The organism is Nocardioides sp. (genome assembly GCF_036493135.1).
Lineage (GTDB): Bacteria > Actinomycetota > Actinomycetes > Propionibacteriales > Nocardioidaceae > Nocardioides.
This window is the reverse complement of record NZ_DASXQG010000090.1, coordinates 12,663-36,382: the sequence shown is the minus strand read 5'-3', so window position 1 is coordinate 36,382 and position 23,720 is coordinate 12,663. Positions and strand designations below refer to the sequence as shown.

Here is a 23,720-nt window from a genome sequence, read left to right as displayed (position 1 = left end):
ACCTACAGCCCCGGACCGTCGACGCGGCCGGCCGTCACGCCGCTGTTGCGGCCCTTCTTCCGCTGGGCGAGGGCGCGGGCCGCCTCCGGCTCACGGCGCGCGAAACCGACCAGCATGCCGAGTGCCACCAATGACGGCACCAGTGCCGAGCCGCCGTAGGAGACCAACGGCAGCGGGATGCCGATGACCGGGAGGAGTGCGAGGACCATGCCCACGTTGATCATCATCTGCCCGATGATCCACACCACGATGCCGAAGGTCATGTAGCGGACGAACGGGTCCTTGGTACGACGCGCGACGCGGATCGCGGCGTACGCGATGGTCATGAACAGGCCGATCACCAGCAGCGTCCCCACCAGACCGAGCTCCTCGCCGAGCACCGCGAAGATGAAGTCGGTGTGGGCCTCGGGCAGGTTGCCCCACTTCTGCTGGCTGGCGCCGATGCCCTGTCCGAACAGGCCACCGGACGAGAGCGCGAAGAGACCATGGGCCGGCTGCCAGCCGGCGCTGTTGTAGTCGCGCATCGGGTCGGTGAACGTCGTGATGCGCGTCAGCCGCTCGGGGTCGGTCGCGGCCAGCGCCCCGGCGAACACCGAGATCACCAGGAACGACAGGGCGAACATGCGGGCCGGCGCCCCGACCACCCAGAGCATCCCGAGCAGGATCGCGAACAGCACCAGAGCCGTGCCGAGGTCGTGGCCGAAGATCACGAGCCCGGTGGCCACGAGCATGCCGGGCAGCACCGGCATCATCACCTCGTGCAGGTTGCCGAGCCGGCGGTCCTTGTTCGCGTAGACGTGCGCCGCCCAGAGCACCAGCGCGAGCTTGGCGATCTCCGAGGGCTGGATCTGGATCGGGCCGAGCGCCAGCCAGTTCGTGTTGCCGTTGCGGGTCACGCCGAACAACGAGGTGAGCAGCAGCAGTCCGAGCGAGACGAAGTAGCCGGGCCAGGCCAGACGGCGTACCCAGCGCTGCGGGAGGTGGCCGGCGACCCAGGCGCACGGCAGGCCGATCGCCACCCAGGTCAGCTGCTTGACGACGACGGCGTAGGAGTTCTGGTCGTAGTTCTGGAACGCGTACACGCTGGACGCGCTGAACACCATGATCAAGCCGATGGTCAGCAGCAGGGCCGAGGCGCCGAGCAGCAGGTAGTACGACGTGAGGGGCCGCGCGAGCGCGTCGTGCAACGCGGCGAACCACGAGGAGACACCCGTGCGGCCGGGCGGGGCCTGGGTACGCCGCGAGGTACGGCGCAGCGGGCTCACGATGGCCATGGGTCCTCGACGATCCCCTTCTTGGTCAGCGCTTGGTCAGCGCTTGGTCGGCGCTTGGTCGGCGCTTGATCGGCGCTGCGTCCGCGGTCGGCTAGGCGGTCAGTCCTCGCACCGCCGCGGCGAAGGCATCGCCCCGGTCGGCGTAGTTCGCGAACATGTCCATCGAGGCGCAGCCGGGGGCCAGCAGGACGGTGTCGCCCGGCTGAGCGAGGTCCCGCGCGGCCACGACCGCGCGTTCCATGGCGGCATGTCCGGTGCCAGTCTCGTCGGCGTCGACGGCGATGACCGGCACATCCGGCGCGTGTCGCGCGAGGGCCCCCGCGATCACGTCGCGGTCACGGCCGATCAGGACGGCGGCGCGGAGCCGGTCGCGGGTGGCCTCGACCAGCTCGTCGAAGTGGGCGCCCTTGGCCAGACCCCCGGCGACCCACACGACGTGGTCGTAGCCCAGTAGGGAAGACCGAGCGGCGTGCGGGTTGGTGGCCTTCGAGTCGTCGACGTACGTGACGCCCGCGACGGTGCGGACTGTGGCGATCCGGTGGCCGTCGAACCGGAAGCCGCGCAGGCCGTCGCGCACCGCGGCCTGGGGTACGCCGTGCGCCCGCGCCAGGGCCGCGGCGGCCAGTGCATTGGCGACGACGTGCGGCGCGGGGCTCGGCAGGTCGTCGATCGTGCAGAGCTCGGCCGCGCTGGACTGCCGCTCGGCGATGAACGCCCGGTCGACCAGGATCTGGTCGACGACGCCGACCATCCCGACCCCCGGCATGCCGAGCGTGAAGCCGATCGCGCGCGCACCCTCCTCGACGTCGGCGTCGCGGACCAGCCGCTCGGTCTCGGGGTCGGCCACGTTGTAGACGCACGCTCGCTGCGCGTGCCGGTAGATCCGGCCCTTGTCGGTGGCGTAGTCGGCCAGGCCGTGCGGTCCGTCGTACCAGTCGAGGTGGTCTTCGGCGAGGTTGAGCACCACTGCGGACTCGGCGCTCATCGACTCGGTGTAGTGCAGCTGGAAGCTGGACAGCTCCACCGCGAACACGTCGTACGGCGTCGGGTCCATCACCGCCTCGACCAGCGGCAGCCCGACGTTCCCGACAGCCACGCTGCGCAGACCGGCGGCCCGCAGGATCGAGTCGAGCATCTGCACGGTCGTGGTCTTGCCGTTGGTGCCGGTGACCGCGAGCCAGGGCGTGGGCCGCCTGCCGGGGCCGTCGTCGCGCAGCCGCCAGGCCAGCTCGACCTCGCCCCACACCGGGACCCGACGCTCGTGGGCCTGGGCGATCAGCGGTGCGGACGGCTTCCAACCGGGCGACACGACGAGCACGTCCGTGTCACCGGGCAGGGTCTCCGTCGTCCCGGCGCCGAGCCGGATGTCGGCGCCGAGGACGCCGAGCAGCTCGGCCTTCTCCTCGTTGCCGTCGGCCTTCTCGTCGAGCGCGACCACCGACGCCCCGAGGTGGAGGAGGTTGTCGGCAGCCGCGAAGCCGCTGACGCCGAAGCCGGCGACTGCTGCCCGGACGCCGGACCAGTCGTCGTGACGCCCGAGCGACCTGACGTCTGCGCTCACGCTCGCGCGACCCAGGCGGCGTAGAAGACGCCGAGTCCACCGGCGACGCACAGTCCGGTGATGATCCAGAACCGGATCACCACCGTGACCTGCTCCCAGCCGAGCAGCTCGAAGTGGTGCTGGAGGGGCGCCATCCGGAAGACCCGGTGCCCGCGTTCGACCCGGAACACGGTCCGGACGATCCCGAACCGCCGCGACGCCTTGAAGAACCCGACCTGCAGCATCACCGACAGCGTGATCACGACGAACAGACCGCCGATGACCAGCAGGAGCAGCTCGGTGCGGGTCAGGATGGCCAGCCCCGCCATCGCGCCGCCGAGCGAGAGGGATCCCGTGTCACCCATGAAGATCTGGGCGGGCGGTGCGTTCCACCACAGGAACCCGAAGCAGGCTCCGGTGATCGCGGCCGCGACCAGGGCGAGGTCGAGCGGGTCGCGCACCTCGTAGCAGGCGGGCACGTTGTGGATCGCGCAGTTCTGGTTGTTCTGCCAGATGTTGACGAACATGAAGGCGCCGAACACCATCACGCAGGCCCCGGTGGCCAGCCCGTCGAGCCCGTCGGTGAGGTTCACCGCGTTGCTGGTGCCGGTGATCATCACCCAGACGAGCAGGATCGCCACGATCGTGGGCAGCACGAACTTCGTGTCGCGGATGAAGGACAGGTTGCGGGACGCCGGGGCGATGCCGTCGCCGTCCTCGAAGACCCCGGTGATGGCCAGCCAGCCGAAGACCAGTGCGATCACGGTCTGCCCGACCATCTTGGCCTTGCTGCGCAGCCCCAGGGAGCGCTGCTTGGAGACCTTGATGTAGTCGTCGAGGAAGCCGACCACGCCCATCCCGACGAACAGGAAGATCAGCAGGAGTGCGGACGCCGACGGTTCGTTCTGCGTGATCAGCTCGGCCAGGAAGTAGGCCAGCACGGTCGACGCGATGATGACGACGCCGCCCATCGTGGGTGTGCCGCGCTTCGTGTGGTGGCTGGTCGGGCCGTCGTCGCGGATCTCCTGGCCGTAGCCGAGCTGGGTGAACAGCGGAATGGCCGCGCGGGTCCCGAGCAGCGAGAACAACAGGGCGAGTCCTCCGCCCAGAAGAATCGCCTTCATCGACTCGGGCTCCCGCCTTCCTGATCCTGGGCCGGCTCGCCGATCAGCTCGTCGGCCACGTGTTCGAGGGCAGCGCCGCGTGACGCCTTGACCAGGACCACGTCCCGGGCGACGACATTGTGTCGCAGCCACTCGGTCGCCTGGTCACGGCCCGCCGTCGGCACGGCCTCCCCCGACCAGCCCGGCGTACGACGAGCGCCGACGGCGATGGCCTCGGCCGCCTCGCCGACCGTTACCACGACGTCGATCCCGAGGCGGGCGACGTACTCCCCCACCTCGGTGTGGTCCGTGGCAGACGAGGCGCCGAGCTCGAGCATCTCGCCGAGGACCGCGATCGTGCGCCGACCGCCGCGCGCGCCGATCGCGGCCAGCGCGTCCAGGGCAGCCGCCATCGAGGCCGGGTTCGCGTTGTAGGCGTCGTTGACGACCACGAGCCCGTCGCCGCGTTCGTGCAGGGCCATCCGCCACGACGACAGCGAGCGAGCGCGCGCGAGGGTGTCGACGATCGCGTCCCAACCGATCCCGGCGGAGACCGCCATCGCGGCGGCCGCCGCGGCGTTCGGCACCTGGTGCGCGCCGGCCTCGAGCAGGCGAACCGGCGTCCACGTGCCGTCGTACCCGAGCTCGAACGCGGGCCGGCCGAGATCGTCGAGCTCCATGCCGCGCCAGCGGACGTCTCCGTCGCGACCGAAGGTGACCACCGACGCGGACGTCAGGGCCGCCATCGCGGCGACCAGTTCGTCGTCGGCGTTCAGCACCGCGGTGCCGTCGGTGGGCAGCGCCTCGACGATCTCTCCCTTGGCACGGGCGATGGCCGCTCGCGAGCCGAACTCGCCGATGTGGGCGGTGCCGACGTTGAGCACGGCGGCGACGTGCGGGGGGGCGACCGAGCACAGCTCGGCGATGTGGCCGACGCCGCGCGCGCCCATCTCGACGGCGAGGAAGCGGGTCTCGGGGGTGGCGCGGAGCACGGTCAGTGGGACGCCGATCTCGTTGTTGCGGTTGCCCAGCGTCGCGATCGTCGGTCCACCCGGAGCCAGGAGCTGCGCGAGGTAGTCCTTGGTGCCCGTCTTGCCCTGCGAGCCGGTGAGCGCGAGCACGGTGGCATCGAGTGCGTCGACGACGTGCCGGCCGAGGCGGCCGAGGGACGCCACCGGGTCGGCGACCACGACGGTCGGGACGCCGGTGGACCGCGAGCCGAGGACACCGGTTGCCCCGGCTTCCACCGCCGCCCGGGCGAAGTCGTGACCGTCGACATGTTCCCCGGCGATCGCGACGAACAACCCGCCGCCCGCCTCGGGGGCACGGGTGTCGACGAACGCCGGGGCCGTCACGGTCGCGGAGCCGTCGCCCGCGTCCGCGAGGCGGCCGCCGACGACCGTGGCGAGCTCGGCCAGGCTCAGAGCGATCACCGGCGCAGCTCCTCGCGGACGACGACGCGGTCGTCGAACGGGTGCAGCACGCCGGCGATCTCTTGGCCGCTCTCGTGCCCCTTGCCGGCGACCAGGACGACGTCCCCGGCCCGCGCACGTCGTAGGGCCTCGGCGATGGCGGCACGACGGTCACCGATCTCGAGCACCTCGGCGGTCCCGCCGCTGGTCCCGTCCAGGATCGAGCGGCGGATCGCGGCAGGGTCCTCGGTGCGCGGGTTGTCGTCGGTGACCACGAGCAGGTCCGCGTCGCGCGCGGCGATCTCACCCATGAACGGCCGCTTGCCGGGATCGCGATCTCCCCCGGCGCCGAGCACGACGATCAGGCGACCGCGGGTGAGCGGCCGGAGGGTGGCGAGCGCGGCAGCGACGGCGTCGGGCTTGTGGGCGTAGTCGACGACGACCGCGAAGTCCTGGCCCTCGTCGATGCGCTCCAGGCGCCCCGGCACCCCCGGGCCGTCCGCGATCGCGCGCGCCACCGCTGTGGCGTCGTAACCGGCGGTCGCCGCGGCGGCGATCGCCGCGAGCGTGTTGGCCACGTTGAAGAACCCGGGAATCGGGCAGCCGGCGGCGACGTCCACGTCCGGCCCGAGCACCCGGAACGTCGCGCCGGTCGGCGACAGCACGAGGCCGGCGATCCCCCAGTCCGCGTCGCGGCCGGTCGCCGAGAGCGTCTGCACGGGCACCTTCGCCCGGCCGGCCATCCGCTCGCCCCAGGCGTCGTCGACGAAGACCAACCCGCGCACGGAGTGGTCCGGGTCGAGCAGCCTCGCCTTGGCCGCGAAGTAGTCGTCCATGTCGCGGTGGAAGTCGAGGTGGTCGCGCCCGAGGTTCAAGAAGACACCGACGTCGAAGACGATGCCGCCGACCCGGCCCATCACCAGCGCATGGCTGGAGACCTCCATCGCGCACGCCTCGGCGCCGGCATCCACCATCCGCCGGAACAGGCGCTGCAGGTCCGGCGCCTCGGGCGTGGTCAGGATGCTGGTGACGTCCTCCCCCAGGATCCGCGTGCCCACCGTGCCGATCACCGCCGCCGGGACACCGGCGCCGGTGAGGCCGCTCTCGAGCAGGCGTGTCGTGGTGGTCTTCCCCTGGGTGCCGGTGACGCCGATCATCCGTAGCCGGGCGGCGGGCTCGCCGTATACCAGGGCGGCGACGCGGCCGAGCACCGGCCGCACCTCCGGGACGACGAGCGCCGGGACACCGTCACCGACCAGGCCGGCGCCTTCTGCGTCCGTCAGCACCGCGGCCGCTCCGGCGTCGTGGGCCTGCTGCCAGTACGTCGCGCCGTGGCCGTGCGCGCCCGGCAGCGCGGCGTAGAGGTCGCCCCGCGAGACCCGGCGGGAGTCGAGGGTGGCGCCGGTGACCGAGGTCGTGAGGTCGCCGGTCCCCAGCACGGTCAGGCCCTCGGCCATCAGCCGGTCGAGGAGCTCGGCGAGGGCCAGTGCGTCGGTGTCGCTCGCCACGGGCAGAGGCTATCGGGCTGCGATCGCGGGCAGAGTCACCATGTCGTGGGGATGTGCGAGGGCTGCGCTCCGGTCGGGGGTACGCCGTACCGGCGCAGCGCGAACGACATGATCTTGCTGAACGCCGGCCCGGCGATGGTTCCGCCACCGCCGCCGTTCTTGGGGTTCTGCACGACGACGTACACCGTGAACCGCGGGTTGTCCGCCGGCGCGAACCCCGCGAACGAGACGGTGAACTGGCCGTTGTAGCAGCCACACGTCGGACCGACGCGCTGCGCCGTACCGGTCTTGCCGGCCACGACGTAACCCGGCACCTGCGCGCTCGGAGCGACCCCGACGGCGGGGTCGACGACGCGCTCCATCATCTGCGTCATCTGGTGGGCGGCGTTCTGGCTGACGACTCGGTGGCTGGTCGCCTCGTCGGTGCCGACGACCTGACCGAGGTTGGTGGTGGCCCTGCCCTCGATCAGGCTCGGGTCGATGTGGACGCCGCCGTTGGCGATGGTGTTGACCGCCGCCGCCATCTGCACGCCGTTGACCGAGACGCTCTGGCCGAAGGCGATGCGGTCCTGGAGCATCCCGTTCCACTGGGCGGTGCTCGGCAGCAGGCCGGGCGTCTCACCGTTGACGCCGATGTCGGTGCGCTGCCCGAGGCCGAACCTGGTGAGGTACCTCCGCAGCTGGCCGTGCTGGTAGAGCCGGGACGACTTCGCCGTACCGATGTTCGACGACTGGGCGATCACTCCGGCGAGCGTCAGCTTGAGGTTCCCGTGGGCGAACCAGTCGTGGATGATCCGGTCGCCGCTCTTGAGCTGGCCCGGCACCAGCAGCCGGGTGCGGTCGGTGACCTTGCCGGCATCGATCAGGCCGCTGAGGGTGAGCACCTTCTCTACCGATCCCGGCTCGTACGGGCTGGTCATCGCCAGCGAGTTGCGGTCCTTCGGCGGCGAGGCCTGCGGGTTGCTCGCGTCGTACGTCGGGTAGTCGGCGAGCGAGAGGATCTCGCCGGTACGACGATCCATCACCACCGCGAAGCCGGAGTCACCTCGCGCCCCCAGCACCGTCTGCCGCAGGACCCGTTGGGTGTACCACTGCAGGTCCTCGTCGATGGTGGTGTGCAGGTCGGTGCCGTTGACTCCCGGCGTCACCGTGCTGTGGCCCAGCGGGATGCGGTTGCCGGCACCGACCTCGTAGGTCTCCGAGCCGTCCGAGCCCGCCAGCTCCTTGTCGAAGGTCAGCTCGAGACCCGCCAGCGGTCCGTCGGTGCCCATGAAGCCGACCAGGTTGGCGGCGACGTCGTGGTCGGGGTAGATCCGCAGCGGGTCGTTGCGCGTGGCCAGTCCCTTGTAGCCGGCGTCGGTGGCCGCGTTGACGACGCGGACCGCCAGCGAGGCCGGCACGCGACGGGCGATGTAGGCGAAGCGGGAGCCCTTCTGGGTCAGCGCGCGCAGCGTCGTGAAGTAGTCGACGTGCAACCGCCGGGCCAGGAAGCGGGCCAGGTCGGGCGCCGTCTTCGTCGTCTGCACCGGGTCGGCGACGACCATCCGGGCGGCGACGGAGTCGGCCAGGGCCCGGCCGTTGCGGTCGAGGATCTTGCCGCGCGTGGCGGGGAGCTCGACGGTGACGGTGCCGCCGGTCGAGGCCGCCAGGGTCGCGTACTTCTCCGGCTCGATGCCCTGGAGCTGCACGAGTCGGGCCCCGAAGAACGACATCACCAGGGCGATGAACACGAAGCCGGTCCGTAGCCGCAGCGGCGCCGAGCCGCGCAGCGAACGACGTACCCGGGCCCGCGCCGCCGCACCCGGGCGGCGGTTGCGCGCGGCCGGCGTACGACCGGAGCGGCCGCGCGGGCTGGAGGTGGGCACCGTAGGGGTTCCTGATCCGTCTCAGTGGTTACGGGTGTGTCCGGTGTTGCTTGTGTGGCTGGTGTGGTCATTTCTACCCGTGCGATGGCCGTTGTCGTGTGACCCGCGCGCCGTGTTGCCTGTCGAGTTCCCGCCGTCGTGGTGGGTCGCCGGCTCGTGCACGACGGTCACGTGCGCCGGCGGGTCGAGCTCGGCGGGCTTCATCGGCGGCGGCGCCAGCAGCCGGAGCGGGTCGAGCCGCGTGGCCGGGACGGGGTGACCCAGCACCTTGCCTGTGCGCAGGTCGAGGACGGCCGGGCTGTCCGGCAGCACCATCCCCATCCGCTGGGCCTTGAGGGCGATGCTCTGCGGGTCACGGAGCTTGTCGAGATCCATCTGCAGCGACTGCCGCTGGGCCTGCAACGCGTCGGACTGGCGCTGGAGGTCGGTCACCGCGAACGACGCCTGCTGCATCGAGGTGTTGAAGAGGAGCAGGCCGACGATCCCGCCGACCGCGAGCATCGAGATCACCAGCAGGAACGGCACCGGGCTGGTACGGCGTCGCGTGCGCTTGGGGACGACGGTCAGCCGCGCGCGCTCGAGGGCGGCGCCCGCAAGTCGTGGGACACGGGCGCGGAGGGCTGGTGCGGTGCTGCTCATGTCAGGCGGCTCCCTTGCCTCGGCGATCGTGGGTGGTGGTGCGGGGGCGGACTCGTTCCACGGCTCGCAGCCGGACCGACGCGGCACGCGGGTTGTCGGCGATCTCTGTGTCGTCGGCTCGTTCCGCGCCGCGGGTGACCAGGCGGAGCGCCGGCTGGCGGTCCTCCGGGACGAACGGGAGGTCCGGCGGGACGTCGACCTGCGTGACGGCGGCGAACGCCCGCTTGACGAGGCGGTCCTCGAGCGAGTGGTAGGACTCGACGACCACGCGCCCGCCGACCGTGACGACGTCGATCGCAGCCGGGATCGCGCGACCGAGCACACCGAGCTCGTCGTTGACCTCCATCCGCAGTGCCTGGAAGGTGCGTTTGGCCGGATGTCCTCCGGTACGCCGTGCGGGGGCGGGGATCTGCTCATAGAGGAGCTCGACGAGCCGCGCGGACGTCGAGAACGGCTCGAGGTCGCGCTCACGGACGACGGCGGCGGCGATCCGCGGGGCGAACCGCTCCTCGCCGTACTCCCGGAGCACCCGGGTCAGCTCGTCTCGCGGGTAGGTGTTGAGCACGTCGGCCGCGGTCGGGCCGATGGTCGGGTCCATCCGCATGTCGAGGGGCGCGTCCTCGCGGTAGGCGAAACCGCGGTCGGCGACGTCGAGCTGCATCGAGGAGACGCCGAGGTCGAACAGGACTCCGTCCGCATGGTCGAGGCCGAGGCCGGTGAGCACGTCCGGGATCTCGTCGTACGTCGCGTGGACGCCGACGAAGCGGTCGCCGAACGACGCCAGCCGCTCGCCGGCCAGCCGCAACGCCTCCGGGTCGCGGTCGATGCCGACGACCCGGGCGAGTTCGCACCGGGCGAGCACGGCCTCGCTGTGGCCGCCCAGCCCGAGTGTCGCGTCCACGAGCACAGCACCCTCGTGGCCGAGCGCAGGCTGCAGCAGGGCAACGACCCGGTCGAGGAGCACCGGGACGTGGGAAGGGGTGGTCATCGCTCGACCTAGCGCCCTGCGCTGGAGACGTGGGCCAGCAGGAGGAATCCCGCGGCGACGGCCATCGACGTGGTCGCGGAGAACGCCATCATCACGATCACGTCGCGCGCCTGGTGGCGGACGCGGCGCACGCCGTTCGCCGCGACCGGCGCTGCAGTGGATGTGAGACTCATCGGTTCGACCCCGCTCGATGGCACTGACGGACTGGTGGTTGCTGTGGTGCTGGTGAAACAGGATTCGCCCAGTCAGGTCCCTGCCCGCTCCCTCGAGCCCGGGCCATCAGGTCGGCGTCGGGTACGACGTGGGGAAGGTCGTCTGGAACCGGGGAAGGTGCCCCAGATGACGGGAGCGGGCGCGAGACCTCGCTGTGCGAATCCTGTTTTCTCTTGTGTGTGGTCGGTGGGTGGTCGGTGGAGGCGCCTCGGGGCTAGGCCGGGAAGACGTCCTCGCTCATGTCGGCGAACGTCTGGCTGTGCTCGTCCTCCCAGGCGGCGATCCGGTCCGGGTCCCAGATCTCCACCCGGTTCAGTGCGCCGATCACGACCACCTCGCGGTCGAGTCCGGCGTACTCCTTCAGCACCGGCGGGATCGTGATCCGCCCCTGCTTGTCGGGCCTGTCCTCGGTGGCCCGCATCGCCAGGAACCGCCCGTACTCACGTGCCTGGCGGACGGTGAGCGGTGCCTCCTGGATGCGGTTGGTCATGGCCGCGAAGTCGGCGAGCGGGAAGACGTTGAGGCAGAAGTCCTGACCCTTCGTCACCACGAGTCCCTCCGCGAGCTGCTCCCTGAACTTGGCGGGCAGGAAGAGCCGGTTCTTCTCATCCAGCTTGGGGGTGTAGGAGCCCACGAACATCCGGGCACCTCCACCTGGCTCGACCCATCCTCCACTTTCCGCCACCATACTCCACTTTGCTCCACCGTCAACCACATTCACCCAAGTCGCAGCGGTCGTTCCGCGCGTCGGCGGGGTCCTCGGGGCGGACGATTCAGGCGGCACCACGGGAGAGGTGGAGCGAAGTGGGGCATCGGGAACGCTGGCGGGGAGTGGAGTGGAGGAGGAGGCTGGAGTCGGGCCGGGCGACGGGCCGGGCGCGGACCGACGGCTTCCGGGGCAATCCGCAACCGAACCGTTATCCCGGGAGTCAGAACCAACGTGGCGCCCGCCACGTAGGTTGTCCTGCACGACCTGTCGCGGCCGGCTGACGGAGTGCGCCCGAGAGGCGGGTCGCACGGGTGGGCGCCACGTGCGCGACGTTGAGAAGGAAGGGACGGCTCGTGCCTGGTCCGGTATCTCAGGGGGCAGATCTCGACACCCTCAGCAGGGTGGTCGAGAGGGTCCGCGGCAACATCACGCGCGTCATCGAGGGCAAGCCCGACGTCATCTCTGCGGCGATCACGGTGCTCCTGGCCGAGGGTCATCTCCTGATCGAGGACGTGCCGGGTGTCGGCAAGACGATGCTGGCCAAGTCCCTGGCGCGGAGCATCGACAGCTCGGTACGGCGCATCCAGTTCACCCCCGACCTGCTGCCGTCGGACGTCACCGGCGTCTCGGTCTACAACCAGGAGAGTCGCGAGTTCGAATTCCGGCCGGGCGGTGTGTTCGCCAACATCGTGGTGGGCGACGAGATCAACCGTGCGTCGCCGAAGACCCAGTCGGCGCTGCTGGAGTGCATGGAGGAGCGGCAGGTCACCGTCGACAACACGACGTACACCCTCGAGCCGCCGTTCATGGTCATCGCGACCCAGAACCCGATCGAGATGGAGGGCACCTACGCCCTTCCCGAGGCACAGCGCGACCGTTTCATGGTGCGACTGTCCGTCGGTTACCCGGTCGAGGCCGCCGAGATCGCGATGCTCGACTCCCACACCATGTCCAGCCCGCTGGACGACCTCGAGCCGGTCACCGACGCGGTCGAGATCCGCAAGCTGATCGAGATCGTCACCCAGGTCCACGTCTCGCAGGCCGTGCAGCGCTACACCGTGGCCCTGGCCGCGGCCACGCGCCGTACGTCGGAGCTCGCGCTCGGCGCCTCGCCGCGAGCCTCGCTCCACCTGGTGCGGGCGGCCAAGGCCTCGGCCGCGATCCAGGGTCGCGACTACGTGTTGCCCGATGACGTGCTGGGACTGGCGCCGGGCGTGCTCACGCACCGGCTGATCCCCAGCGTCGAGGCGGCCATGGGAGGCCGCACCACGGCCAGCATCTTGGAAAGCCTCATGAGCTCGGTACCCGTCCCCGAGGGGACCCGTGCGTGAGGCCCTCTCCGGTCTGACCGTCCGCGGACGGGCGTTCCTCGCTGCGGGGATCACCGCCGTCGTCTGCGCGATCCTGCTCGGGCAGCCGACCCTGACCCGGGTCGGTGTCCTGATCGCCGCGCTCCCCCTGCTCACCGCGATGACCCTGGGTCGCAGTCGCTACCGGCTGGCCCTGGTGCGCAGTGTGGGGCCGCAGACCGTGACCGCCGGGCAGCCGGCGACCGTCCAGCTGACCATGACCAACGAGGGACGCACACCGTCCGGCGTGCTGATGCTCGAGGACCACGTCCCCTACGTCCTCGGCACGCGGCCGCGGTTCGTCCTCGACGGCATCGGCCATGGCTGGCGGCGCCATGCGACGTACCAGGTGAGGTCCGACGTACGCGGGCGCTACGAGATCGGCCCGATGAGCGTGCGGGTGAGCGACCCGTTCGGCCTGGTCGAGCTCGGTCGCTCGTTCCGCAGCACGGCGACGCTGACGGTGACGCCGCGCACCGTGCCGCTGCCGCCGATCCCGCTCGGAGGCGCCTGGACCGGCTCAGGCGACAACCGCCCGCGCGCGTTCGCGATCGGCAGTGCCGAGGACGTCACCGTGCGTGAGTACCGACGGGGCGACGACCTCCGCCGGGTCCACTGGCGGAGCTCGGCGCGTTTCGGCGAGCTGATGGTCCGCCGCGAGGAGCAGCCGTGGCAGTCACGCGCCACGCTGTTCGTCGACAACCGCCTGTCGGCCCACCAGGGACAGGGCATCGCCTCCTCGCTCGAGGCCGCGGTGTCGGCCGCCGCCTCGATCGCGGTCCACCTGGGACAGCGCGGCTTCACCGTCCGGCTGGTCACCTCGTCCGGTGACGACCTGAGCACGACCTGGCACACGCGCGACCCGGAGCTCAACACGCGGGCCATGCTCGAGGCGCTCGCCGTCGTCCAGCCCGTGACCAACACCCGCATCGACACCGGATGGCTCGCAGAGTCCACGCACGGCGGTCTGCTGCTCGCGGTGATCGGTGCGATCACCGAGGCCGACGGACCGAGGCTGCGGCGGATGCACCACCACGCCGGCACGGCTCTCGCGCTCGCCCTGGACGTCTCGGCCTGGGCGCCGAGCAGCGGTGCCGGACTGGGCGTGGTGCCCAACTCGGCGCGGCCGCTGCTGGTTCGACAGGGCTGGCGCGCCGTCACCCTGCGACCGCGCGACCGGCTCGACCTGGTCTGGCAGGACCTCGGCCGCACCAGCGCCCACGCGGCTCGGTCGGGTGCTGCCGCGGACGAGATCCGACCCATCACCCAGGGGGGCAGATGAAAGCGATGTCTGCCGACGCCCGCCGCGATCTGCCGCTGGCGGCCGTCGCCGCCGCGACGACGTGGCTCACGATGTTGTCGTGGAAGGGGTTCAGCGACGAGTGGGGTGCGTTCCTCGGCCCGCTGATCCTCGTGGCCACCGTGGTGCCGGTCGCCGGCACCGTTCTCCGCGCCGCCCCGATCCCGCGACGGGTGGGTGTCCTTCTGCACGTGCTGGTGATCGCTGCGCTGGTCTGGCTGATGCTCGGGGGCTCACCGATCCACCCGGTCTCGAGCACCCATGACCTCGCCGACCGGATCGGCGAAGCCTGGACCAGCGCCGAGACCTACCAGCCGCCCATCCCGACCACGGTCCCCGGCATCGCGCCGCTGCTGATCCCGTGCGGCGCGCTCGCCCTCTTCGTGGTGGACGTCCTCGCCTGCTGGATGCGGCGGGTGCCGCTCGCAGGTCTGCCGCTGCTCGCGGTCTACTGCGTACCGATCAGCGTGATCGGCGACGGCGTCTCCTGGCTCGTCTTCCTGCTCGCGGCCTCCGGCTTCCTGCTGATGATGTTCCTGCACGAGTCGGCGCACATCACCCGCTGGGGAAGGCCGCTCGGCGGTTCCGCAGCGTCCGCGGATCCCAACGGCTTCGGCGTCCGCACGGGCGCCAGCAAGACCAGCGCCACCACGGTCGGCAGTGTCGCGGTCGTGCTCGCGGTGATCCTCCCGGTCTTCATCCCGACCCTTCATCTGGACGGGCTCGGACTTTTCGGGCCGGGCGGGAGCGGCGACGGCGTCAAGGTCGTCAACCCGGTCGCCGACATGAACCGCAATCTGCACCGGGGCTCGGACGTCCCGCTGCTGACGGTGAAGACCCTGGACACGAACCCGTCGTACCTGCGGATCGCGGTGCTCACCCAGTTCAACGGGGTGGAATGGACCAGCGGCAACCGCTCGATCGTCCAGGGCCAGACCGCCAACGGCCTGCTGCCCTTCCCCGAGCAGGGCCTGGCGGACACGGTGATCACCGACCCGCAGAACTACACCGTCACCGCGACCAGCCAGTTCGACTCGCGTTGGCTGCCGACGATGTTCCCGGTGTCGAGCGTGAACGCGCTGGGCGACTGGCACTGGGACGCCGGCACCATGGACTTCATCGCCAGCAACGACTCGACCAACACCGCCGGCCTGACCTGGACGATGAGTGGGCTCAAGCCGCAGCTGTCCAACTACTCGATGACCAACTCGCTGACCGCGCCGCTGTCGATCCAGGAGCCGTACACCGCGCTGCCGAGCACCCTGCCGAACCTGGTCAGCGATCTGGCGGACAGGGTGACCAAGGGCGCCACCTCCCGCTTCGAGCGCGCGGTGATGCTGCAGGACTGGTTCCGCACCAACGGTGGCTTCCGGTACAGCCTGAAGAGGGCGGGGGGTGACAGCAACGAAGCGTTGCTGCGGTTCCTCGTCAAGGGCAAGGGCGGACGGGTCGGCTACTGCGAGCAGTTCGCCGCGGCCTTCGCGGTGATGGCGCGCACGCTGGACATCCCGGCCCGCGTCGCGATCGGCTTCCTGGAGCCGAAGAAGACCGGCAACGACCGGTACGAGTACAGCTCCTACGACATGCACGCCTGGCCCGAGGTGTACTTCCGCGGATCGGGTTGGGTGACCTTCGAGCCCACCCCCGCCAGCAGCGCGCCCGGCGGTGCCGGAGCCGTGCCGAAGTACACGGTCGGTCAGGTGACGAAGCCGTCCAACCCGAAGGGCACCAAGAACCCGAGTCGGGTGCCCACCGACCCGAGCAGCAAGCCGACATCGGGGCTCAACGACACGACGACGAACACCGGCTCCTCGGGCTCGGGCCCGACGATCCCGTGGATCGGTATCCTCATCGGCGTCCTGGTGCTCGGCTTGCTGGGCGCCATCGCCTTGGTGCCGGGCGCGGTGCGGCGTCGCCGTCGCAGTCGGCGACTCGACGGTGGTGTGGAGGAGGCGTGGCTCGAGCTGCGTGACACGGCCGTTGACCTCGGTGTCGCCTGGCCGGGCAGCCGGTCCCCGCACGAGACGGGCTCCCTGCTCGCCGCCTGGTTCGGACCCGATCCGGACGGCGCCCCGCTCGTCCGTCCGCCGCGCGGACGCGGTCTCGCGCCCGGTGCCGAGGACGCGCTCGACCGGATCGTGCTCACCCTGGAGCGAGTGCGGTACGCCCGGTATGCCGATGACGTTCCCGGCGCCCTGGCCGAGGACGTGCACACCTGCATCGCGTCGCTGGAGAACGGCTGCCCGCGGAGCACGCTGCGCCGGGCCCGCTGGTTCCCGCGCTCGCTGTGGGGCGGTGGCCGTCGGGCCGCAGCGCGGGCCGATCTCGAGCGGGAGCCGGAGGCCGTAGCGGCCGGCGGCGTGGTCGACCACGTCGGCTGACCCTGGGGCCCGGCTGACCTGGGGCTCGGGTGTCGTCGGTGGGTCAGGCTTCGTCGTCGTGTCGGCGGCGCCATGGGGAGCCGAACCGATCGAGCATCGAGCCGGCCTGCTGACCGCCGCGGACCGCGGGCTTGTGGGCGCTCGACGTACCGCGGAGCGCGGCGAGGCCGACGGTGGCCGAGGCGAGCATGACCACGAAGCCGAGGATGCCGACCAGGGTGATCCGACCGATGGCGCCGGCCATCATCACGCCGATGCCGGCCACGAAGCAGACGCCGGCCAGGATCGCGCGGCGCTGGGCGGCGCGGCGCAGGTTGGTGCCGCGAAGGGTAGAGGCGAGCTTGGGGTCCTCCTGGACGAGGGCGCGTTCCATCTGCTCGAGCGCTCGCAGTTCTTCCTCGGAGAGCGGCACGGGAACCTCCCCTCACAGGTGACAGCCTCATGGCCAGTGTAAGCAGCCACTCGGGCATCCGGTAGGCAGCCGGATGAAATTGTGACTATCGGTTCGGCGAACGCACCTCCCCCGGTTCGGATGAAAGTCGGACGGGGTCAGGAGAGCAGGCTGGCCGGCCGGACGGTGCCGGTCCCGAACCTGCGGACGATCCGGTCGGCGGCTCGGTCGGCTTCGGACCAACCGTGGTCACGCTGGCCGAGGAGCAGCTGACGATGGACGCGCTCACGCGGCACGAGCCCTTCGAGCCGCACTCCCACCAGCCGGATGCGGGCGCGCTGCAGCCCCAGCGCGTCGTACGACCGGACCGCCTCGTGGAAGACCTCCTGGGTGACGTCGGTGGCCTCGGCGAGGGTGCGCGAGCGGGTGATCGTGGTGAAGTCGGCGAACCGCACGGTGATGGTGACGGTGCGGCCGGCCACGCCGGCGACACGCATGCGGGTCGTCACCCGGTCGGTCAGGCGGAGCAGCTCGCGGACGATCACCTCGCGGTCGTCGGTGTCGTGGCCGAAGGTCTCGCTGGCACCCATGGACTTGTCGGGGTCGCCCAGGAACGAGAACGAGCTGGCGTTGCGGGCGACGACCTGCCGGTCGTCGATGCCCCAGGCGAGGTCGTGGAGGTGACGGCCGAGGTGGTCGCCGACCGCGCGCCGGAGGGTGCGCACCGGGGTGTGGGCGATGTCGCCGACCGTCGCCAGCCCGAACCGGTGGAGCAGCTCGGAGGTCTTCTCCCCCACGCCGTACAGCTCGCCGACGTCGAGCGGGTGGAGCAGTGTGGTCACCGAGGACGGGGTGCAGACGAAGACGCCGTCGGGCTTGGCCCAGCGACTCGCCATCTTGGCCAGTGTCATCGACCCCGCGACGCCCACCGAGCAGGTGATGCCCTGCTCGTCGTGGATGGTGGCGCGGAGATGCTCGGCGATCTCGACCGGCGCGCCGAGTCGCCGGGTCGAGCCGCGGACGTCGAGGAAAGCCTCGTCCAGCGAGAGCACCTCGACCAGCGGGGTGATCCGACGGAAGTTCTCCATCACCGATGCCGAGACCGTCGTGAAGGTGTCGAAGTCGGGTGAGACCACCTCGGCGTCGGGGCACATCCGACGGGCCCGGGTCATCGGCATCCCGGAGCGGACGCCGGTCTTCCGGGCAAGATAGTCGGCGGACAGCACGACGCCGCGATAGCCTCCGCCGACGATGACCGGGACGTCACGCAGCTCGGGACGGTCGCGGACGACGACGCTGGCGTAGAAGGCGTCCATGTCGACGTGCAGGATCGGCGTCTGCGTCATGTCCTCGGTCATGACGCCTCGTGGTCAGCGATGCGCGAGCAGGTGGAGCTGGGTGGCCAGCGGGAGGTACTCCGGCCGGGTGGCGACGGCCTGCTCCAGCTCGACCAGGGCGGCTGTGGCGCCCGGCTCGAGGTCGAGCAGCGAACCCGGGACGAGATCGGTGAACACCCGGACCGCGTGCACGGTGTCGACGACGAACCCGGCACCGCTCGCCAGCGCGGTGAGCTCGTCATAGCTGTGGCGGCGACCGATGCGCCCGCTCGGAGCCACGGGGTCGGCCGGCTCGAGCATCTCCAGCGCCTGCTGGAAGTGGCCGGCCATGGCCCGGGCGATGACGGCGGCGTGACGCTGGGCGACCAGCAGGCTGAGCACTCCCCCGGGCCGCACCACGCGAGCCAGGGTCGCCAGCGCGGCGGCCGGGTCGTCGACGACCTCGAGGACGCCATGGCACAAGACGACGTCGGCGCTGTCGGGCCCGACGACGTCGAGCAGGCTGGACAGGTCGCCCTGTCGGCCGGTGACCGCGACGTCGTGCTCACGGGCCCGGCGGTCGAGCGCCGCGAGGGCGTCGGGGCTGGGGTCGACCACGGTGACCCGGTGGCCGAGCTCCCCGACCCGGACCGCGAGCCCGCCGGTGCCGCCACCGATGTCGAGGACGTCGCGCGGCCCACGTACGAGCACAGGCTCGAGCCCGGACCACACCACGGCGGTGCGGGTGCTTCCCCGGCCGGTGCGCTCGTTCGCGGGGGTGGACATGCGCGCCAGCCTAGGGCTTTCACCCCGGGCTCCCGGGGCTGCGGTGCCACAGCTTGCGGGCGACGTCCTTGACCGCCTCGCCGGGCGGCTTCACGTCGGCGTACGGCGACATCTGGAAGCCGCTGGAGTGGGTCAGCACCCGGTGCCGGGTGACCTCCTCGAACGCCGGCACGACGGCGAGGTGGGCGCGGACCGCGTCGACGCCGTCCTGCTGCCAGCGGGCGTGGAGGTCGGTCAGCGGCCAGGCACCGGTGGCGCGCAGGGAGATGCCGCGGTGGCCGGTCCGGCGTACCTCCCCGCGGACCACGAGCAACCAGGAGCCGAACACGGTGGCGGCGTAGGGGCCCTGGGCGTCCTCGAAGAACGTCGCGTCGACCGGGCCGGTGCCGTCGTCGAGGGTCAGGAACACCACTCGTCGGCCGGACCGGACCGGCGGGGTCTGGGTGGCGACCTTGACCCCTGCGACCAGGATCTCGGACCTGCTGCGCTGGCGGAGGAGGTCCTGGCTGCGGACGGCGCCGAGGGCGTCGAGGAAGTCGGCGTAGGTGTCGACGACGTGACGGCTGGCGTCGAGGCCGAGGATCTCCAGCTCGGCGCGCATCCGCTCCTCGGCGTTCATCTCGGGCAGTCCGCTGACGTGCTCCTGCGGCTCGTCACCCAGGTCGAGGGTCAGCTGGACCGAGGTGACCGGGCGCGGGTCGGCGGTCGCGCGGGACTGGGCGGCCGCCTTGGCCCACACCCCCTGGCTGGCCAGCGGGTGGCGCTCGAGCGGGACCGAGCCCTCGCGGGCACCCGGGTCGGTGCTGGTGCGGGCGGCGGCGTCGGCGACCCGGACGTCGGACGGCCGCGGCACCGGCGTACCTCTTCCTCTCAGCCGGCCCGCGGCGAGCCCTCGGGCCCGGCCGGCGCGTTGCACCGCCCGCGCATGTCGGTCGAGCTCGGCGACCTGGAGCAGCAGGTCGCGACGGGTGACCTTGGTCCGCCGACGCACGCCTCCGGTCGCCCCCACGGTGGAGCCGAGACCGTAGACGGAGTCGAACGCCCCGGCCAGCACCAGTCGCTCGGCGATCGGGCGGGAGACCTGCGCGCGGTGCCAGAAATCGGTCAGCGAGTGGTAGGGGCTCGCTGCGACGATGCGCTCGACCTCGCCGGCGTTGATGCCCTTGACCTCGGCCAGCGCCAGCCGGATGCCCCAGGCCCGGCCGTCGGGCCAGCCGCGCTCGGAGGGGTCGGGGCGAGAGGTCTGCCCGAGCACGATCGGCGGCGGCTCGTCCAGCGACGACATCCGCTCCACGACGTACGTCTTCTCGCTGGCGTTCACATCGAGGCCGAGGATCGCGATGCCGCACTGGCGGGCGTCCTCGAGGATCAGCCGCTTGGGATACATGCCGGGGTCGTGGGTGAGCACGCCGGCCAGGAAGTGGGCCGGCCAGTGGGCCTTGAGCCAGGCCGACTGGTAGGTCGGCAGCGCGAACGCCGCGGCGTGCGCCTTGCAGAAGCCGAACGACGCGAACGCCTCGATCACCTTCCAGACCGCCTCGACCACGGGCAGGGAGTACCCGCGGCCGAGGGCGGCCGGAAAGAACCAGAGCTTGGTCTCGGCCATCCCCTCGACGTCACCGAGCGCCCGGCGCTTCTCGTCTGCCTCGGCGTTGGTGAGCCCGCCGAACTGGGCGATCATCTCGATCACCTGCTCGTGGAAGACCACCACGCCGTTGGTCTCGCGCAGGATCGGACGCAGGTCGTCGTGGAGGTACGTCGCCTCCGACCAGCCGTGCTTGGTCTCGAGGTAGGGCGTGATCATGTCGCTCTTGACCGGCCCCGGCCGGAACAGCGAGATGTCGGTGATGATCTGCTCGAAGGTCTCGATGCCGGACCTGCCGACCAGCTCGCGCTGACCCGGCGACTCGATCTGGAACACCCCGAGGGTGCGGGCCTGGCTGATCATGTGGAACGTCGCGGGGTCGTCGAACGGCACCTGCTCCTCGTCGTCGAGGTCGATCTCGCCGCCGCCGGTGTGCCGGACCAGGTCGACGGCGTGGGCCATCGAGGACTGCATCCGGATGCCGAGCACGTCGAGCTTGAGCAGCCCGAGGTCCTCCACGTCGTCCTTGTCGAACTGGCTCATCGGGAACCCGACGAAGCTGGCCTCGACCGGGGTGCGGTCGAGCAGGGTCGCGTCGGAGAGCAGCACCCCGCACGGGTGGACGGCGATGTGGCGCGGCAGCCCGTCGAGCCGCTCGACGAGGTCGAAGAACAGGTCGAGCCGCTCGTGGTCGAGCCCGGCCGCACGCAGCTCGGGCAGGTCGCGCATCGCCATCCGGGCGTCGCGGGCACGGATGTGGGGGAAGGCCTTGGCGATCGCGTCGGTCTCGCCGGGCGGCATCCCGAGCGCGGCGCCGACGTCGCGGACGGCGTGGCGGACGCGGTAGGTGTCCATCATCGAGACGCACACGCAGCGCTCGCCGCCGTAGCGGTCGAGGATCGCGCGGTAGATGTCCTCGCGCCGGGCGGACTCGACGTCGATGTCGATGTCGGGCAGCGACGCGCGCAGCGGCGAGAGGAACCGCTCCATCAGCAGGCCGTGGCGGATCGGGTCGACCCCGGAGATGCCGAGCAGGTAGTTGACCAGCGAGCCGGCACCCGAACCGCGCCCCGCGCAGCGCACCCCCATGTCGCGGATCAGGTCGGTGACGTCGCCGACGGTCAGGAAGTACGACGCGTAGCCCAGGCCGCGGATCATCTCCAGCTCGTCGTCGAGCCGCTTCCAGATGCGCTGGCGCGGGGCCGAGCCGTAGCGACGGCCGATCGCCCCCTCGCAGCGGGCACGGAGCAGATCGTCGGCGGGTGAACCGCTGACGAACGACGGGAGGAGCGCCGATCCGGTGCTCGTGACCTCGAACTCCGGGAAGTGCACCTCGCCCAGCCCGAGGTCGGCGCGCGGGTCGAGCGCGCATCGGTCGGCGACCTGCCGGGTCTGCGCCAGCAGCCGCTGCGCTCCACGATCGGAGTCACCGAGCCCGGACAGCCGCGCGATCTCCTCGGCCATCTCCAGCATCTGCTTGCCGGACTTGAGGAAGCCCTCGGCGTTGGCCCGGTCTACGTGGCGTCGGTCGAGGGCGACCAGACGACGGGACGCGTCGAGGACGTCGACGACCGGGGCGTCGCGACGGTCGGTGTAGCGCACGGCGTTGGTCAGCACCGTGCCCAGCCCGACGCTACGGGCGAGGCCCGCCATCCGCGCGGCATGGGGCGTGGTGCCCGGACCCCAGGCGGCGCCGTGCCCCTGGGGCAGCCGGTGGGAGACCAGCTCGACGAGGAGGTTCTCCGCGGGCACCACCTCGCGCCACGGCGCCAGCGCAGCTCGGGCCAGGTCGTCGCGGCGACGGGCCACGGCCGCACCGAGCTCGGAGGCCGGGCCGAGCAGCACCACGACGTCGCCGCTCTCGAGCCAGGGCGCGAGCACCGCAAGGTCGGCCACCGGGGCACCGCGCTCGCCGGCGAGCTGGACCGCGGAGACCAGCCGGCACACCGCTGCCCACCCGGCCCGGCCGCCGGCGTGGCTCGCGTCGGCCAGGAAGGTCACCCGCGGCACCCGGCGGTCGTCGCGGAACGCGCCACCGCGCACCGGGGTGCGCGGTCGGTGGTTTCGAGACGCCCGCTGCGCGGGCTCCTCGACCACCGGAGAAACCGCGAGGTCGACGCCCAGCACCGGCCGGAGCCCGGCGGCCCGGCACGCCAACGCATGCTTGACCGCGCCGTAGGTGCCGTCGCGGTCGGTGAGGGCGAGGGTGTCCATCTCGTGCTCGGCGGCGCGCTCGACGAGCACGTGCGGATGGGAGGCGCCGTACTGCCGGGAGTAGCCCGACGCCACGTGCAGGTGGACGAAGGGGTCCATCGCGGGCCGGCCGGATCAGCCGGCGCGGGTATGACGGACCGGCTCGACCAGGACGCACAGCTGGGGCGAGACGGCGTGGGGCGCGAGGCCCAACGCCTGCTCGACCACGGCCATGAACCGGTCGGCGTCGCGGACCAGGTCGTCGGCCTCGCGCTCGGTCACCGCCCGGGTGGAGCCGGCCTCGGCGGCAGCACGCTTGGCGGCACCGGCGGCGAAGAACGTCGCCCACTCGGCCAGCTCGGGCGCGACCTCGGCGAGCAGCACCCAGGCGTTCTTCTGCGGGCGGCGGCGGGCCCCCGGAGAGCCGGCCGGGCGGGCCCGGGCGGCCAGCAGCGCCGCGGCGGCGCGCAGGGCGGCGACGTGGGCACAGGCATAGCGGGTGGGAACGTCGCGGGCGACCACCGCGTCGCGCAGCGACTCGGCGGCGCGGGCGAGGTAGGAGTGGGTGGTCGCCGGCAGGGAGACCGGCCGGGTGAAGGGACTCATGGCACCGTCCTCAGTCCGCGCAGCCGACGAGCGCCCAGCGGCCGTCGCTCCAGTCGAAGGCAAGGTCGAAGACACCGCCCCCGTCGACGGCAGGGTCATCAAGCTCGGCACCGACGGGTCGGCCGGGCCCCCGCCCGGCCTCGACGCGCCACAGCTCGCGCTCGGCGAGCAGATCGGCGCCCGGTGGTCTCGACAAGCTCGACCGACGGTCGGTGGGCGGCTCGTCGTCGGAGCCGATCACCGCCCGCGCTCCGCCGGACTGCCACCACGGCCCGGTCTCCACCCAGTGGGCGATCACCGCCCGGACCTTCCACAGCCGGCCCCGCCACAGGAACTGCTCGGGACCCTCCATCCCCGACACCAGACCCATCCGGGTCTCGACCGGATCGTCGTACCGCCTCATGCCCGCTCCCCTCACCTCGTCGCTCACCTCGTGCGCTCGGTCGACCCCGGTGGATCCCCGGCCCGGTGCGGACGGGGGTCGAGGTCGTCCACCCCGGGCTGGGGTGTTCGAACAGATGTTCGAACACCAGAACGGTACACCGCCCCACCGACATCGCAC

General features: G+C 71.7%; 19 protein-coding genes. 3 read left to right on the top strand and 16 right to left on the bottom strand.

Features of this window, described 5'->3' with window-relative positions:
* Nucleotides 1-2: 2 nt before the first annotated feature.
* The 10 genes from ftsW to mraZ all read right to left on the bottom strand — a co-directional run bounded on the left by ftsW (nt 3) and on the right by mraZ (nt 11,182).
* On the bottom strand, nt 3-1,274 hold the full coding sequence (ftsW, locus tag VGJ24_RS16870; RefSeq protein WP_331501802.1) for a putative lipid II flippase FtsW: 1,272 nt from the start codon (nt 1,272-1,274) through the stop codon (nt 3-5).
* A gap of 91 nt (nt 1,275-1,365) precedes the next feature.
* The gene (murD, locus tag VGJ24_RS16865; protein ID WP_331501801.1) at nt 1,366-2,835 is read right to left on the bottom strand and encodes a UDP-N-acetylmuramoyl-L-alanine--D-glutamate ligase; all 1,470 of its coding nucleotides are present in this window, start codon (nt 2,833-2,835) and stop codon (nt 1,366-1,368) included.
* A complete protein-coding gene (mraY, locus tag VGJ24_RS16860) occupies nt 2,832-3,938 on the bottom strand; it encodes a phospho-N-acetylmuramoyl-pentapeptide-transferase (protein ID WP_331501800.1) in 1,107 nt (368 codons plus the stop codon). Before mraY ends, murD begins: the two co-directional genes overlap by 4 nt.
* Nucleotides 3,935-5,341: a UDP-N-acetylmuramoyl-tripeptide--D-alanyl-D-alanine ligase gene (locus VGJ24_RS16855; RefSeq protein WP_414691111.1), complete on the bottom strand. Its 1,407-nt coding sequence runs from the start codon at nt 5,339-5,341 to the stop codon at nt 3,935-3,937. Before VGJ24_RS16855 ends, mraY begins: the two co-directional genes overlap by 4 nt.
* A 5-nt stretch (nt 5,342-5,346) precedes the next feature.
* A complete protein-coding gene (locus tag VGJ24_RS16850; RefSeq protein WP_414691110.1) occupies nt 5,347-6,786 on the bottom strand; it encodes a UDP-N-acetylmuramoyl-L-alanyl-D-glutamate--2,6-diaminopimelate ligase in 1,440 nt (479 codons plus the stop codon).
* 86 nt (nt 6,787-6,872) lie between these two features.
* Nucleotides 6,873-8,702, bottom strand: a complete 1,830-nt coding sequence (locus VGJ24_RS16845; RefSeq protein WP_331501797.1) for a penicillin-binding protein 2 — start codon at nt 8,700-8,702, stop codon at nt 6,873-6,875.
* A gap of 21 nt (nt 8,703-8,723) precedes the next feature.
* Nucleotides 8,724-9,341, bottom strand: coding sequence for a hypothetical protein (locus VGJ24_RS16840; RefSeq protein WP_331501796.1), 618 nt, complete (start codon nt 9,339-9,341; stop codon nt 8,724-8,726).
* A 1-nt stretch (nt 9,342) separates the two neighbouring features.
* Complete coding sequence (rsmH, locus tag VGJ24_RS16835) at nt 9,343-10,329, bottom strand: 16S rRNA (cytosine(1402)-N(4))-methyltransferase RsmH (protein ID WP_331501795.1); 987 nt, start codon at nt 10,327-10,329, stop codon at nt 9,343-9,345.
* 8 nt (nt 10,330-10,337) lie between these two features.
* A complete protein-coding gene (locus VGJ24_RS16830; protein WP_331501794.1) occupies nt 10,338-10,502 on the bottom strand; it encodes a hypothetical protein in 165 nt (54 codons plus the stop codon).
* Between the two features lie 254 nt (nt 10,503-10,756).
* Nucleotides 10,757-11,182: a division/cell wall cluster transcriptional repressor MraZ gene (gene mraZ, locus VGJ24_RS16825; RefSeq protein WP_331501793.1), complete on the bottom strand. Its 426-nt coding sequence runs from the start codon at nt 11,180-11,182 to the stop codon at nt 10,757-10,759.
* Nucleotides 11,183-11,604: 422 nt separating this feature from the next.
* On the opposite strand from mraZ, the gene VGJ24_RS16820 reads away from it, so the two are divergent.
* Genes VGJ24_RS16820 through VGJ24_RS16810 form a run of 3 tightly spaced genes read left to right on the top strand, consistent with a single transcriptional unit; the run spans nt 11,605 to nt 16,281 of the window.
* Nucleotides 11,605-12,582, top strand: a complete 978-nt coding sequence (locus VGJ24_RS16820) for an AAA family ATPase (protein WP_414691105.1) — start codon at nt 11,605-11,607, stop codon at nt 12,580-12,582.
* Nucleotides 12,575-13,882: a DUF58 domain-containing protein gene (locus tag VGJ24_RS16815; protein WP_331501791.1), complete on the top strand. Its 1,308-nt coding sequence runs from the start codon at nt 12,575-12,577 to the stop codon at nt 13,880-13,882. Before VGJ24_RS16820 ends, VGJ24_RS16815 begins: the two co-directional genes overlap by 8 nt.
* Nucleotides 13,879-16,281 (top strand): DUF3488 and transglutaminase-like domain-containing protein, encoded by a 2,403-nt coding sequence (locus VGJ24_RS16810; protein WP_331501790.1) that lies wholly within the window; start codon nt 13,879-13,881, stop codon nt 16,279-16,281. The genes VGJ24_RS16815 and VGJ24_RS16810 overlap by 4 nt, the downstream gene beginning before the upstream one ends.
* A gap of 43 nt (nt 16,282-16,324) precedes the next feature.
* Here the strand turns inward: VGJ24_RS16810 and VGJ24_RS16805 are convergent, their stop codons facing one another.
* The 6 genes from VGJ24_RS16805 to VGJ24_RS16780 all read right to left on the bottom strand — a co-directional run bounded on the left by VGJ24_RS16805 (nt 16,325) and on the right by VGJ24_RS16780 (nt 23,561).
* Nucleotides 16,325-16,693, bottom strand: coding sequence for a DUF3040 domain-containing protein (locus VGJ24_RS16805; protein ID WP_331501789.1), 369 nt, complete (start codon nt 16,691-16,693; stop codon nt 16,325-16,327).
* Between the two features lie 137 nt (nt 16,694-16,830).
* Nucleotides 16,831-18,030, bottom strand: a complete 1,200-nt coding sequence (gene dinB / locus VGJ24_RS16800; protein ID WP_331501788.1) for a DNA polymerase IV — start codon at nt 18,028-18,030, stop codon at nt 16,831-16,833.
* A 12-nt stretch (nt 18,031-18,042) separates the two neighbouring features.
* The gene (locus VGJ24_RS16795; RefSeq protein WP_331501787.1) at nt 18,043-18,774 is read right to left on the bottom strand and encodes a methyltransferase domain-containing protein; all 732 of its coding nucleotides are present in this window, start codon (nt 18,772-18,774) and stop codon (nt 18,043-18,045) included.
* A 19-nt stretch (nt 18,775-18,793) separates the two neighbouring features.
* Nucleotides 18,794-22,672, bottom strand: a complete 3,879-nt coding sequence (locus tag VGJ24_RS16790) for a DNA polymerase III subunit alpha (protein ID WP_331501786.1) — start codon at nt 22,670-22,672, stop codon at nt 18,794-18,796.
* Between the two features lie 15 nt (nt 22,673-22,687).
* A complete protein-coding gene (locus VGJ24_RS16785; RefSeq protein WP_331501785.1) occupies nt 22,688-23,158 on the bottom strand; it encodes an SAV_6107 family HEPN domain-containing protein in 471 nt (156 codons plus the stop codon).
* 10 nt (nt 23,159-23,168) lie between these two features.
* A complete protein-coding gene (locus VGJ24_RS16780; RefSeq protein ID WP_331501784.1) occupies nt 23,169-23,561 on the bottom strand; it encodes a DUF6504 family protein in 393 nt (130 codons plus the stop codon).
* Nucleotides 23,562-23,720 lie beyond the last annotated feature (159 nt).